Genomic DNA, 12,375 nt, shown 5'->3' with positions numbered 1-12,375 from the left:
GGCCGTGGCGGCCATCACAGCGCGTGATAATCCCGGTTCATATAGATGAGCGCCGGATGCTTTTCGCTGAAGCGCACAGCCGCGACCTCGCCGAAGATGACATTGTGCGTCGGCATTTCCTTGATGTCGGTCACCCGGCAATCGAAGGCAGCCAGCGCATCGGCCAGCACAGGCGCGCCGGTGACCAGCGTCTCGAAACGGGCGCTGGCAAAACGTTCGCTATCGGCAAGCGCCGTCCGTCCGGAAAAGGCGTCGGCAACGCCCTGATGATGAGCGCCGAGCGTGTTCAGAACGAAGATGCCGCTTCGGAAAAAGATTTCGTTCTTCGAATTGTTGTTGTTGAGGCAGATCAGCACCGAGGCTGGATTGTCCGAGACCGAGCAGGCGGCGGTGATGGTGACGCCGCGGCGCAACTCGCCCATCGCCGTCGTCACGAGCTGCACATGGCCGGCATAACGGCTCATGGCGTCTCGATAAAGGCCGGGGTCGATATGCTGCCTGTTCAACACCTGCTTCTCCCGTACGCGCTTTGATCCACGGTTCGACTTGCTATCGCGCCAATATGGCGAGCATCGGTTACCTTTTCTACAATAGGACCTGTGAAAAGCACTGCTTCACGCTTGTTTTTCTTTGACGATCGCAGCCTTGCGGATAAAAGGGCATGGACGATGGCTAGGGGATCTCCGCCTTTCATGATCAACCTGCGTGGCATAGCAGCCTGTCTGGTGCTGCTGGGAGCGGCGGCGCAAGGCCATGCGGCCGGCGTGACGATCGGCGTCGTCGCCCCTCAGAACGGCGCGCTCGCCTTGCTTGGCGCCCAGATTGCCACTGGGGCCGGTTTCGGGATCCAGCAATCCGGAAACACCCTCGTCGCCATCAATGAGACCTGCGAGGACAATAGCGGCGCTGCGGTTGCCGATGCGCTGGTCGCTGCCAAGGTGCAGGTCGCGGTCGGCTTTCTCTGCAGCGAGACGCTGGAAGGCGCGCTGCCGAAGCTGAAAGACGCGGGCATTCCCGCCATGACCATCTCGGCGCGCTCCCGCATCCTGATGGAGGATGCGCTGAAGAACGGCTGGCCGCTCTTTCGTCTGGCGCCCGCCGACGGCGCCGAAGCGGCAAAGATCAATGAAGTGATCCTGAAGGACTGGGCCGCCGATCCGATCGCCCTGATCGAAGACGGCACCATCCATGGCCGCGAACTGACCGAAGCGGTGCGCAACGCACTGGAACAGAACGGCCTGAAGCCGGTCTTTACAGATACTTACCGGCCGGGACAGGAGCAGCAGATTGCCCTCGTCCGCCGTCTGAAGCGCGCCGGCGCCACCCGGGTTTTCATCGGCGGCGACCGCAACGATGTCGCCGTCATCGCCCGCGACGCCAAGGCAGAAAATATTCCGCTCTCCATCCTCGGCGGCGATGCCATGCGCGCCGCCGACCAGCCGCTGCCGCTTGACCCCGGCGTGCGCGCTGTCGCCCTGCCGGAATATGCCGTACTGCCGGAAGGCACGGCGACAGCCGAGGCTCTCAGCGCCAAGGGCATCGAGCCGGAAGGCTACGTCCTGCCGTCGCTGGCGGCAGCACTGATCGCCGGCCAGGCGGCGGAAGCCGCGGCCGCTGCGGGCAAGCCGTTGCAGGAGACGCTCCTCGGCACGACATTCCAGACGCCGGTCGGCGCCATCGCTTTCACTGCCGCGCACGAACTTGCCCAAAACCCCTACCGCCTGCTCGAATGGCGGGGCAATGGCTTTTTTCCACCTGGCGCGCCGACGCAATGATCGGCGGCCGCCCGTCTTGAAATCGGGCGCCGCGCTCAAACGGCCGCCCACAGGGAGTAAAACTTGATGACGCTGCCCATTCGCATTGCCCCTTCGATCCTCGCGGCGGATTTCGCCAGGCTCGGCGAGGAGGTGCGCAACGTCACGGCCGCGGGCGCCGACTGGATCCATCTCGACGTGATGGACGGGCATTTCGTGCCGAACATCTCCTTCGGTCCGGATGTCATCAAGTCGCTACGCTCCTATACCTCGGCGACCTTCGACTGCCACCTGATGATCTCGCCGGTCGACGACTATCTCGAGGCCTTTGCCAAGGCCGGCTGCGACCGCATCACCGTCCATGCCGAAGCCGGGCCGCATCTGCATCGCTCGCTGCAGACCATCCGCAATCTCGGCAAGAAGGTCGGCGTGACGCTCAATCCGGCAACCCCGCTCAGCGCCATCGAGAACGTGCTCGACGATGTCGACCTCATCCTCATCATGTCGGTCAATCCCGGCTTCGGCGGCCAGAAGTTCATTCCGGCGATGGGAGCCAAGATCGCGGCGGCGAAGTCGCTGATCGGTGACAGGCCGATCGAACTCGAGGTCGACGGCGGCGTCACGGTGGAAACGGCGCCGGCAATCGCCCGCGCCGGCGGCAACGTCCTCGTCGCCGGCTCGGCGATTTTCAAGGGCGCGACGGTCGAGGATTATCGCCGGACCATCGCCGATCTGCGTCAGGCAGCCGAAGGGGCACGATCATGATGAAGCGTCTACTCATCGGCGGCATGCTTGCCGCCGCATTGCCCGGCCTGTCACTGGCCGGCGACATCGCCAATATCCAGCCGATCGGCTTTTCCGCCGATGGCAAGGTGTTCGGATTTCAGGAATTCGGCATCAAGGAGGAAGGCGGCGCTCCCTACTCCAACACCTATTTCATCGACACTGAAAACGGCCAGTATCTCGAGGGCACCCCCTTCCGCACCAAGATGACCGAGAAGGACGCCAATCTTTCCAAGGCGCGGCGGCAGAACCTGACGGCAGCGCGCAGCCAGATGGACAAATACGATCTGCTCACCAATCCGGGCCTCATCGCCGCCTTCAATCCGCCAACTGAGCTCGGTTCTCCCGCAAAGACCATCCGCTACACCACGCTCGCGACCGATGGCCCGCCGAAATCGCCCTATACGCTGTCGCTCGGTGAGATGCCGGTGCCGACGCCGAAGGATTGTGCAGCAGTCGACAAGCGGGTCCTTGGTTTCAGCCTGCAGATGATCGAAAAACAAGGCGCTCCGAACCGCCAGGCGGCACGGCAGGCGACGGCGATTCCGGCCGAGCGCGCCTGTTCTGTGGAATACCGGATCGGCGGCGCGGTGGTCTATCAGCCGGAAGCCGGAGACCAGGTTCACATCGCCTTGATCCTGGCCTTCGACGCCGACAGGAACGGACGCTGGATCGCCGTTCCGGTTCATCCCTGAACCCGGATCGCCCAGGGATGGATGGCCCGAGCCCGGATCGCCCCAGCACGGATCGCTCTAAGACAGATCGCCCGAAAATGGATCGTCTGAGAGCCGCGCGGCCGCCCTACCCCGATCTGATTGCCGGCGCATTGTTCTGGGGCGCGCAGATGCTCGCTTCCGCCATGCTCGGCCTTTACCTGCGCAACGGCCTGCAGACGAGCCGGCTTGCCGAAGTCGCCGCGCTGTATTTCGCCGGCGGACTGTTCGCGTGGCCCCTTGCCCTGCCGGTCGCCCGCTTCTTTGCCTATGACAGGCCGCCGGAAGCGCGTTTTGCCGCCTTTTTCGTGACGCTGACGGCAGCGACGATCGCCATGACCGCCTTCCTCTTCGCCATGGAATACCGGCTCTTCTATTCGCGCTGGCACGCGCCTTTCGGCAGCGTCGTCTGGGCTTTTCAGTTCGTCTTCACCAGCATCAGCGCCGTCTACCAGTTCCTGGTCATCGGCCTGCGGCTCTTCCTGCCGCTCGGTCTCGTCTGCCTTGTCGTCAGCAGCTATCATCTTGCCAAACGCATGCGTTGAGATTGCCGCCCGTCTTTGCTACAGGGGCGTTGAAGCAATTCAGGCAAGACTGCGCAGCGGTTTTGCGCAAAGAAAAATCGAAGTAAACCTCTTGAAGTGAAGGCAGCCGCCATGATCCCGCGTTATTCCCGGCCCGAAATGGTCGCCATCTGGTCTCCCGAAACCAAGTTCCGCATCTGGTTCGAGATCGAGGCGCATGCCTGCGACGCGCTGGCCGAGCTCGGCGTCATCCCTAAATCGGCGGCAAAGACGATCTGGGAAAAGGGCGGTGCGGCCACCTTCGACGTCGCCCGCATCGACGAGATCGAGGCCGTCACCAAGCATGACGTCATCGCCTTCCTGACCCACCTTGCCGAAATCGTCGGCCCGGATGCTCGCTTCGTCCACCAGGGCATGACCTCGTCAGACGTGCTCGACACCTGCTTCAACGTCCAGCTGGTGCGCGCCACCGACATCCTGATCGCCGATATCGAGCGCCTGCTCGCAGCGCTGAAAACCCGCGCCTTCGAACATAAGGACACCGTCACCATCGGCCGTTCGCACGGCATCCACGCCGAGCCCACCACCTTCGGCGTCAAGCTGGCGCTCGCCTATGCCGAATTCGAGCGTTGCCGCCAGCGTCTCGTCGCCGCCCGCGAGGAAGTCGCGACCTGCGCCATCTCGGGCGCCGTCGGCACCTTCGCCAATATCGACCCGCGCGTCGAGGAACATGTCGCCGAGGCGCTCGGCCTGAAAGCCGAGCCGGTCTCGACCCAGGTCATCCCGCGCGACCGCCACGCCATGTACTTCGCCACCCTCGGCGTCGTCGCCTCGTCGATCGAGCGCCTGGCGACCGAGATCCGCCACCTGCAGCGCACCGAGGTTCTGGAAGCCGAGGAATATTTCTCCCCCGGCCAGAAGGGCTCCTCGGCCATGCCCCACAAGCGCAACCCGGTGCTGACTGAAAACCTCACCGGCCTCGCCCGCATGGTCCGCTCCTACGCCCTGCCGGCCATGGAAAACGTCGCACTCTGGCACGAGCGCGATATCTCCCACTCCTCGGTCGAACGCATGATCGGCCCCGACGCCACCGTGACTCTCGACTTCGCCCTCTCGCGTCTCGCCGGCGTCATCGAAAAGCTGCTGGTCTACCCTGAGAACATGGAGAAGAACCTCAACAAATTCCGCGGCCTCGTCCACTCCCAGCGCGTGCTGTTGGCGCTGACCCAAGCCGGCACCTCCCGCGAAGACGCCTACCGCCTTGTGCAGCGCAATGCCATGAAGGTTTGGGAACAGGGCAAGGATTTTCTGGAGGAGCTGCTGGCGGATGCGGAGGTCCGTGCTGCGCTTTCTGAAGAAGATATTCGCGAGAAGTTCGACCTTGGCTACCACACGAAGCATGTGGACACGATTTTCCGGCGGGTGTTTGGCGAAGCGTGAGTTCTCCAAATCGACAATATTGCGGCGCCTTTACGGCGCCGTTTTTATGTTTGATTACATTCTGTTATCGCAGTTGTCGCGCCTGCGCTCGCCAATATTTCTCTATCTCCTTTCAAGCGGCCGTTGTTTTTGCTTCGGCGCTTTGCCAGCCATAGCGCGCTTCCTCGTCTCCGTCTTTTTCGGCGCAACAGCTTCCGCGGCCTCCGTCGTCCTGCAAGCCTCCGTCTCGCCCCTGCCCTTGGCAGCCTTGGCGACCAGCTGGTCGAGGTGTTTCAGTTCCTCCTCGTCGAGATTTTCGATGCCGATGAAGCGGTTCTCGGCATGGCTCGTCAGGATCATTTCATTGAGCTTGGCCTGGATTGCCCGCGTGTCGCGCGTTTGGGCGTTCTGCAACACGAAGACCATCAGGAAGGTGATAATCGTCGTGCCGGTGTTGATGACCAGCTGCCAGGTTTCCGAATAATCGAAGAAGGGGCCGAGTGCCGCCCAGATGATGACGGCGGTCAGCGCCAGGATGAAGATGACGGGTTTGCCCGCCCATTCCGATATCTTGGTTGCGAAGCGGGCGAACAGATGCTTCATCGAAATCCTCCCACAAGCATGTGCTGAATAACGCGGCGAGAGGTCCCGAGGTTCCGGGAATCGGCGAAGCTTTAACCTCCGGGGATCGCGAGAGTTCGCGATCCCCGGAAACCTTCGATTACGCGGGCTCCCGCGCAATCAGTTTGCGATAAAGATGCCAGGTCGCATGGCCGAGGATGGGAATGACAAGCGCAAGCCCGGCAAAGACCGGGATCGTGCCGATGACGAGCAGTGCAGCGACGATCAGGCCCCACAGCAGCACCGGCACCGGATTGGCGATCGTCGCGCGGATCGAGGCGACGACGGCGGCTACCGCGCCGACATCGCGGTCGAGCAGCAGCGGAAAGGTGATGACGGTCGTCGCCAGCACGACGAGCGCGAAGACGAAGCCGATCAGGTTGCCCCAGATGATCAGCTGCATGCCCTCGGGCGTGCCGAAGACCTGGCGGAAGAAATCCGCCATGCTGCGCGGAAACACTTCGCCGAGCAGATTGCTGTAGAGCGTCTGCGCCGTCACCAGCCAGACGACAAAAATGCCGCAAAGCATCAGCCCGACTGCGACGATCGAGGGCAGCGCCGGCGAATGGCGTACCTCGAGCGCATGCGTCCAGGAGCTATCGAGGCCGGCTTCGCGCCGGCGGCTGATCTCGTAGAGGCCGATCGCCGCGATCGGGCCGATCAGCACGAAACCTGCCATTAGCGGAAAGACCATCGGCAAAAGGTTGGCACCCGACGTCCATAACGTCAGGAAGACGCCGGCAATCGGGTACATCAGGCACAGGAACACGTAGTGGGACGGTTTCTCCATGAAATCGTCGTAACCGCGCTTCAGCGCGTCGAAGACGTCGGCGATACCGATGCGATTGACAACGGGCCGTGCGAAGCTTTCGCTAGAACCCGTCATGACATGAAATGCCGCCATGGCTTTCTCCTCCTCAGCCGAGACCTTGTCGGCTGCGGACACGCAATCGGCGGGAACGCCGACACGAAATCCGCAACCGGCACTGGAGCAATATAGCAAACCAAATCGCCCGTGTCGCTCTCTCCCTTCACATCCCCTCTTGACATCTCGGGCGCGCCTTCTCACATCGGCGGCACTATGAAAGCCTCAGACGCAGATATCCTCATTATCCCCGGCTACACCAATTCCGGCCCGAGCCACTGGCAGAGCCGCTGGGAGGCAAAGCTCAGTACGGCGCGGCGCGTCGAACAGGCCGAATGGACAAAGCCAGTCCGCGAGGACTGGATCGCCCGGATTGCCGAGGAAGTGAACGCCTCGACCCGCCCGGTTATCCTCGTCGCCCATTCGCTCGGCGTGACCTCGGCAATCCACGCCATCCCGCATTTCCGCAAGCCGGTGGCCGGCGCCTTCTTCGTCGCCCCGCCCGATGTCGCCAATCCCGATATCCGCCCGAAGCACCTGATGACCTTCGGCCCCTACCCGCGCGATCCGCTGCCCTTCCCATCGATCACGGTGGCGAGCCGCAACGATCCGTTCGGCAGCTACGAACATGCCGACGATATCGCCAGCAGCTGGGGCTCCTTCCTCGTCGATGCCGGCGAGGCAGGACATATCAATGCCGATTCCGGCCACGGCCCCTGGCCCGAGGGCACAATGGTCTTCGCTCAGTTCCTCAGCCGGCTCTCCGCCTGATAGAGGAAACCGGCCCTTCTCGATAATTCAGAAAGTGCTTTCTAAGTCTTTCTTAATGGAATGACAGCAAACTGCACCGAGATGAAATAAGCGAGAATGCCCGTGAAGAAAGCCCATCCAGAGGCCGATGATTCCACGGCGGCTGAGGCAGGCGTCGGCAGCGTGGCGGATGACGATTCCGACCTGGCGGAACGGGAGAGCCGGTGGAACCATGCGCTCGTCGGCTCCGGCCTCGGCGTCTGGGATCACAACTATCGTCTCGACCGGAAATATTATTCGCAGACGTGGAAGACCATGCGCGGCATGGCGCCCGACGAGGAGGCCGCCGGCGACTACGATGCCTGGCTGGCCCTCGTCCATCCCGATGATCGCGATTTTGTCGTCCATGCCATCGACCGGCAAAATGCCGGCGATCCGGATTTCCAGATCTTCGAATATCGCGAGCGCCACAGGGACGGCCACTGGATGTGGATCGACTGCCGCGGCGCCTGCGTGGAATGGGACGAGAGCGGCGTGCCGACGCGCATCGTCGGCACGGATACGGATATTACCGCCCGCAAGGAGGCCGAAGATACGCTGTCGCGCCTGTCGCGCCGGCTCGACCTGGCGCTGGAGATTTCCCGCATCGGCGTCTTCGAGGCGGATATCGAGAATGACACCGTCGAATGGGACGAGCGTCTCATCGCCATTTACGGGCTGAAGGGCGCCTCGCGGCCAATCGCCAGCGACATCTGGGCAAAAAGCCTGCATCCCGACGATCGCGAGCGCGTGCTCGGCTTATCCGATCGCAGCGTCGAAAGCGGCAGTGATTTTCAGCAGGAATACCGCATCATCCGCGGCGACGGCGCCGAGCGCGTCATCCGTGCCCGCTCGGCCTTCTTCGTCGACGGCAACGGCCACCGCAAGCTGATCGGCGCCAATTGGGACGTCACCGAGGAGGTCGCGCTCCGCAACGAGCTGCAGCGCGCCAAGGATCAGGCCGAGGCGCATAACCGCGAACTCGAAGCCGCCAAGGAGAGCATCGAGCGCCTGGCGCTGCACGATTATCTCACCAGCCTGCCGAACCGCCGCTATCTCGACAAGATGCTGGACGAGCGCTCGGCTGAATGCCGGGCCAAGGGCTTGGGCCTTGCGATCCTGCATATCGATCTCGACCGCTTCAAGCAGATCAACGATACGCTCGGCCACCGGGCCGGCGACGCCATGCTGCAGCATGCAGCAAGCGTGCTCAGAAACTCCGTCCGCGCCGCCGATTTCGTGGCCCGCATCGGCGGCGACGAATTCGTCATCCTCTGCACCGTCGATCCCGCCTCGAAGAAGATCGCCAGCCTTGCCGAACGGATCATTCGTGAATTGCGCAAACCGGTCAGATATGAGGGGCACGACTGCCGTTTCGGGGCCAGCATCGGCATTGCCGTCGACAGCGGCCCGACACTCGACGCCAAACAGATGCTGCTCGATGCCGATATCGCGCTCTATCGCGCCAAGGGCCTGGGCCGCAACCGTTTCGAATTTTTCTCCGCATCCGACCGCCGCGACGTCATCTCGGCCAAGCACCTTGCCGACGAGATCCTGATCGGCCTCGAGCGCAACGAATTCGTGCCCTTCTATCAGCTGCAGTTCGATGCCCGCACCCTTGATGTCGTCGGCGTCGAAACACTTGCCCGCTGGCAGCACCCGGTGCACGGGCTGCTGGCACCAGACCGTTTCCTCGATATCGCCGAGGATCTCGACGTCGTCTCGACCATCGACGCTCTGATCCTGGAGCGCGCCATCGCCGATCGCCGCGCCTGGATCAAGGACGGGCTGTCCGTTCCGAAGATATCAGTCAACGTTTCCGCCCGGCGGCTTGCCGATCCCGATCTCGGCAAGAAGCTCCGCGCCCTGAAGATTGCGCCCGGCACCTTCGCCTTCGAATTGCTGGAATCGATCTCGCTCGACGATTGCGATGAGGCGGTCGCCGCCAACCTGAAAAAGCTGCGCAAACTCGGCATCGACATTCAGATCGACGATTTCGGCACCGGCCATGCATCGATCGTCAGCCTGCTGCGCCTGAGCCCGAAGACGCTGAAGATCGACCGCGAGCTGATCCGGCTGCTGCCGCAATCGGCTGAGCAGCGCAAACTCGTCGGCTCGATCATCGATATCGGCCGCTCGCTGAACATCCTTGTCATTGCCGAGGGTGTCGAGACGTCAGATCATATCCGCATTCTCGAAGAACTCGACTGCGACACGCTGCAGGGCTACGCGCTCGCCCGGCCGATGCCGGCGATGCAGATCCCCTCCTTCATCCGCGCCGGCAGCTGGCGCCACGGGCAGGTCGCCGCGCGCGCCTTGCAGACGCAGCTTCGCCGCGAGCTTCGAAGCAGATCCGCCAAATAAAGACCTGCACAAGCAGCCCGCCATTTCGTCGTCATTTCACCGTATCGGAAAAGGCGCTAGACTCGTCTTGCGAATTCATTCGATTCTCTTGGCGGTATTCCGTAAAATCTGGAAACCGGGGAAGGAAGGATAGGCGGATTGTGAAACTCACTCTTTTCCTTTAAGGGGACGCCACGAGATCGATCCACTCGCGCTATCCCAAGAGCGCCAACAACAGAGAATGACCACGATGAACCGTCGCCGCCGTATCTACGAGGGCAAGGCAAAGATTCTGTATGAGGGCCCGGAACCGGGCACTTTGATCCAGTTCTTCAAGGACGATGCCACTGCCTTCAACAAGAAGAAACACGAAGTCATCGATGGCAAGGGCGTCCTCAACAACCGCATTTCCGAATATATCTTCAGCCATCTGAACAAGATCGGCATCCCCACGCATTTCATCCGCCGGCTCAACATGCGCGAGCAGCTGATCAAGGAAGTGGAGATGATCCCGCTGGAGATCGTCGTGCGCAATGTCGCCGCCGGGTCGCTCGCCAAGCGTCTCGGCATCGACGAAGGCGTGGTACTGCCGCGCTCGATCATCGAATTCTACTACAAATCCGACGCGCTCGACGATCCGATGGTCTCCGAAGAGCACATCACTGCCTTCGGCTGGGCCAATCCCGCCGAGCTCGACGACATCATGGCGCTTGCCATCCGCGTCAACGACTTCATGACCGGCCTCTTCCTCGGCGTCGGCATCCAGCTCGTCGACTTCAAGATCGAATGCGGCCGCCTATTCGAAGGCGATCTGATGCGCATCATCCTCGCCGACGAAATCTCACCGGACAGCTGCCGGCTCTGGGATATCGAGACCCACGAGAAGATGGACAAGGATCGTTTCCGCCGCGATCTCGGCGGGCTGCTCGAAGCCTATTCCGAAGTTGCGCGCCGTCTCGGCATCATCAATGAAAACGAGCCTGTGCGTGGCACCGGCCCGGTTCTGGTCAAGTAAGGCAGGAAAGACAAAGTGATCAAGGCTCGTGTCACCGTCACGCTGAAAAACGGCGTTCTCGATCCGCAGGGCAAGGCTATCGAAGGCGCGCTCGGCGCCCTCGGCTTCTCGGGCGTCGGCCACATCAGACAGGGCAAGGTCTTCGACCTGGAACTGGAAAGCACCGACAAGGCCAAGGCCGAAGCCGACCTAAAAGCCATGTGCGAGAAGCTCCTCGCCAACACGGTCATCGAGAACTACGCGATCGCGATCGACTGACGATCACCGACCCGTCGTCCGGCGGACCTTGAGGATTTTGCGTCATGACGCAGGCAAAGCTGGAGACAGACGTCTCGAAATATATGAGCTATGTTTTGCGTCATGCGCCTGAGGCCGCAGGTTTGACGCTCGATGCCGAGGGCTGGGTATCGTTGGATGAACTCGAAAAGGCGATGACGTCGAAATACGACGTTTCCCGCGCCGATATTATCGCCGTCGTCGAAAACAATCCGAAGAAGCGCTTCACCCTTGCCGACAATAGAATTCGCGCCAATCAGGGTCATAGCGTCGACGTCGATCTCGCATTGACCCCGGTGGAACCGCCAGCGGCTCTCTACCACGGCACGTCTTCCGCCAACTGGCATTCGATCGAGCGCGAAGGCTTGAAAAAGATGCAGCGTCATCACGTTCATCTGTCGGCGGACATCGAAACCGCAAAAATCGTCGCAACGCGCCGCAAGGGTGAATATCTCATCCTGCGTGTCGATGCGGCTCGCATGTTTTCAGAGGGTCATTCTTTCTTTGTCTCCGACAATGGAGTATGGCTCGCCGAAAGCGTTCCAAATCAATATCTTTCGCCAGACGCGGGGACCCCATGAAATCAGCCGTCGTTCAACTTCCGGGCCTCAACCGCGACCGAGATATGATCGCCGCCCTGACGAAAATTTCCGGCAAGCCGCCGGTGACGATCTGGCAGACGGAAACCGAGATCCCCGATGTCGACCTGATAGTCATCCCCGGCGGTTTTTCCTATGGCGATTACCTGCGCTGCGGCGCGATCGCCGCCCGTATGCCGGTCATGCAGGCGATCATCGACAAAGCCGAAAAAGGCGTGAAGGTGCTCGGCGTCTGCAACGGCTTCCAGATCCTCGTCGAGGCCGGCCTGCTGCCCGGCGCGCTGATGCGCAATGCCTCGCTGAAATTCGTCTGCCGCGAAATCAAGCTCGAAGTCGTCAATGCCGACACGGATTTCACCCGCGCCTACGCGCAGGGCCAGATCATCCGCAGCCCGGTCGCCCATCACGACGGCAATTATTTCGCCGATGAAGCGACGCTGGCGGCAATCGAAGGCAATGGCCAGGTGGTGTTCCGCTACGCCGAGGGCACCAACCCGAACGGCTCGGTCAACGACATCGCCGCCGTCATGAACGAAAAGGGCAACGTGCTCGGCATGATGCCGCATCCCGAAAACCTGATCGAAGCCGCCCATGGCGGCTCGGATGGCCGCGGCCTGTTCGCCTCGGCGCTCGATGTCATTGCCGCCTGAAATCCTCTCATCCGGATCTGGAGC

At 61.9% G+C, this 12,375-nt stretch carries 14 protein-coding genes; 11 read left to right on the top strand and 3 right to left on the bottom strand.

Annotated elements, in window-relative coordinates:
* Positions 1-14: 14 nt before the first annotated feature.
* Positions 15-509 carry a flavin reductase gene (locus FHX03_RS30470; RefSeq protein ID WP_097628618.1) on the bottom strand — a complete coding sequence of 165 codons (495 nt, stop codon included), beginning with the start codon at positions 507-509 and terminating at the stop codon, positions 15-17.
* Between the two features lie 183 nt (positions 510-692).
* Here FHX03_RS30470 and FHX03_RS30465 point away from each other — a divergent pair, with 183 nt between their 5' ends.
* The 5 genes from FHX03_RS30465 (at position 693) to purB (ending at position 5,214) form a co-directional block, all read left to right on the top strand.
* A complete protein-coding gene (locus FHX03_RS30465; protein WP_183856792.1) occupies positions 693-1,775 on the top strand; it encodes an ABC transporter substrate-binding protein in 1,083 nt (360 codons plus the stop codon).
* Between the two features lie 66 nt (positions 1,776-1,841).
* Positions 1,842-2,519, top strand: a complete 678-nt coding sequence (gene rpe / locus FHX03_RS30460; protein ID WP_097628616.1) for a ribulose-phosphate 3-epimerase — start codon at positions 1,842-1,844, stop codon at positions 2,517-2,519.
* Complete coding sequence (locus FHX03_RS30455) at positions 2,516-3,232, top strand: DUF2259 domain-containing protein (protein WP_183856790.1); 717 nt, start codon at positions 2,516-2,518, stop codon at positions 3,230-3,232. The genes rpe and FHX03_RS30455 overlap by 4 nt, the downstream gene beginning before the upstream one ends.
* 77 nt (positions 3,233-3,309) lie before the next feature.
* On the top strand, positions 3,310-3,795 hold the full coding sequence (locus FHX03_RS30450; protein ID WP_097628614.1) for a hypothetical protein: 486 nt from the start codon (positions 3,310-3,312) through the stop codon (positions 3,793-3,795).
* 111 nt (positions 3,796-3,906) lie between these two features.
* Positions 3,907-5,214 carry an adenylosuccinate lyase gene (purB, locus tag FHX03_RS30445; protein WP_097628613.1) on the top strand — a complete coding sequence of 436 codons (1,308 nt, stop codon included), beginning with the start codon at positions 3,907-3,909 and terminating at the stop codon, positions 5,212-5,214.
* 102 nt (positions 5,215-5,316) lie between these two features.
* Here the strand turns inward: purB and FHX03_RS30440 are convergent, their stop codons facing one another.
* Both FHX03_RS30440 and FHX03_RS30435 read right to left on the bottom strand, forming a co-directional pair.
* The gene (locus tag FHX03_RS30440) at positions 5,317-5,796 is read right to left on the bottom strand and encodes a low affinity iron permease family protein (protein ID WP_097628612.1); all 480 of its coding nucleotides are present in this window, start codon (positions 5,794-5,796) and stop codon (positions 5,317-5,319) included.
* Positions 5,797-5,914: 118 nt separating this feature from the next.
* The gene (locus FHX03_RS30435; protein WP_097628611.1) at positions 5,915-6,718 is read right to left on the bottom strand and encodes a DUF2189 domain-containing protein; all 804 of its coding nucleotides are present in this window, start codon (positions 6,716-6,718) and stop codon (positions 5,915-5,917) included.
* 177 nt (positions 6,719-6,895) lie between these two features.
* On the opposite strand from FHX03_RS30435, the gene FHX03_RS30430 reads away from it, so the two are divergent.
* The 6 genes from FHX03_RS30430 (at position 6,896) to purQ (ending at position 12,351) form a co-directional block, all read left to right on the top strand.
* A complete protein-coding gene (locus tag FHX03_RS30430) occupies positions 6,896-7,450 on the top strand; it encodes an RBBP9/YdeN family alpha/beta hydrolase (RefSeq protein WP_097628610.1) in 555 nt (184 codons plus the stop codon).
* A 96-nt stretch (positions 7,451-7,546) separates the two neighbouring features.
* Positions 7,547-9,832: a putative bifunctional diguanylate cyclase/phosphodiesterase gene (locus tag FHX03_RS30425; protein ID WP_097628609.1), complete on the top strand. Its 2,286-nt coding sequence runs from the start codon at positions 7,547-7,549 to the stop codon at positions 9,830-9,832.
* Between the two features lie 229 nt (positions 9,833-10,061).
* Positions 10,062-10,826, top strand: coding sequence for a phosphoribosylaminoimidazolesuccinocarboxamide synthase (gene purC / locus FHX03_RS30420; protein WP_003568927.1), 765 nt, complete (start codon positions 10,062-10,064; stop codon positions 10,824-10,826).
* A gap of 15 nt (positions 10,827-10,841) precedes the next feature.
* Complete coding sequence (gene purS, locus FHX03_RS30415) at positions 10,842-11,084, top strand: phosphoribosylformylglycinamidine synthase subunit PurS (protein WP_003568928.1); 243 nt, start codon at positions 10,842-10,844, stop codon at positions 11,082-11,084.
* 44 nt (positions 11,085-11,128) lie between these two features.
* The gene (locus FHX03_RS30410; RefSeq protein ID WP_183856788.1) at positions 11,129-11,683 is read left to right on the top strand and encodes an RNA 2'-phosphotransferase; all 555 of its coding nucleotides are present in this window, start codon (positions 11,129-11,131) and stop codon (positions 11,681-11,683) included.
* Complete coding sequence (purQ, locus tag FHX03_RS30405) at positions 11,680-12,351, top strand: phosphoribosylformylglycinamidine synthase subunit PurQ (RefSeq protein ID WP_183856786.1); 672 nt, start codon at positions 11,680-11,682, stop codon at positions 12,349-12,351. The genes FHX03_RS30410 and purQ overlap by 4 nt, the downstream gene beginning before the upstream one ends.
* Positions 12,352-12,375 lie beyond the last annotated feature (24 nt).

Origin of the sequence: Rhizobium sp. BK456, assembly GCF_014194045.1 — a bacterium.
Lineage (GTDB): Bacteria > Pseudomonadota > Alphaproteobacteria > Rhizobiales > Rhizobiaceae > Rhizobium > Rhizobium redzepovicii.
The sequence above is the reverse complement of the archived record's forward strand: the minus strand, read 5'-3'. Positions and strand labels throughout refer to the sequence as shown.

Coding starts and splice junctions, on each gene's coding strand:
- FHX03_RS30435 (WP_097628611.1), bottom strand. CDS start 6,718: ATGGCGGCATTTCATGTCATGACGGGTTCTAGCGAAAGCTTCGCACGG.
- purB (WP_097628613.1), top strand. CDS start 3,907: ATGATCCCGCGTTATTCCCGGCCCGAAATGGTCGCCATCTGGTCTCCC.
- purQ (WP_183856786.1), top strand. CDS start 11,680: ATGAAATCAGCCGTCGTTCAACTTCCGGGCCTCAACCGCGACCGAGAT.
- FHX03_RS30410 (WP_183856788.1), top strand. CDS start 11,129: ATGACGCAGGCAAAGCTGGAGACAGACGTCTCGAAATATATGAGCTAT.
- FHX03_RS30425 (WP_097628609.1), top strand. CDS start 7,547: ATGCCCGTGAAGAAAGCCCATCCAGAGGCCGATGATTCCACGGCGGCT.
- FHX03_RS30455 (WP_183856790.1), top strand. CDS start 2,516: ATGATGAAGCGTCTACTCATCGGCGGCATGCTTGCCGCCGCATTGCCC.
- FHX03_RS30440 (WP_097628612.1), bottom strand. CDS start 5,796: ATGAAGCATCTGTTCGCCCGCTTCGCAACCAAGATATCGGAATGGGCG.
- FHX03_RS30465 (WP_183856792.1), top strand. CDS start 693: ATGATCAACCTGCGTGGCATAGCAGCCTGTCTGGTGCTGCTGGGAGCG.
- rpe (WP_097628616.1), top strand. CDS start 1,842: ATGACGCTGCCCATTCGCATTGCCCCTTCGATCCTCGCGGCGGATTTC.
- purC (WP_003568927.1), top strand. CDS start 10,062: ATGAACCGTCGCCGCCGTATCTACGAGGGCAAGGCAAAGATTCTGTAT.
- FHX03_RS30430 (WP_097628610.1), top strand. CDS start 6,896: ATGAAAGCCTCAGACGCAGATATCCTCATTATCCCCGGCTACACCAAT.
- FHX03_RS30450 (WP_097628614.1), top strand. CDS start 3,310: ATGGATCGTCTGAGAGCCGCGCGGCCGCCCTACCCCGATCTGATTGCC.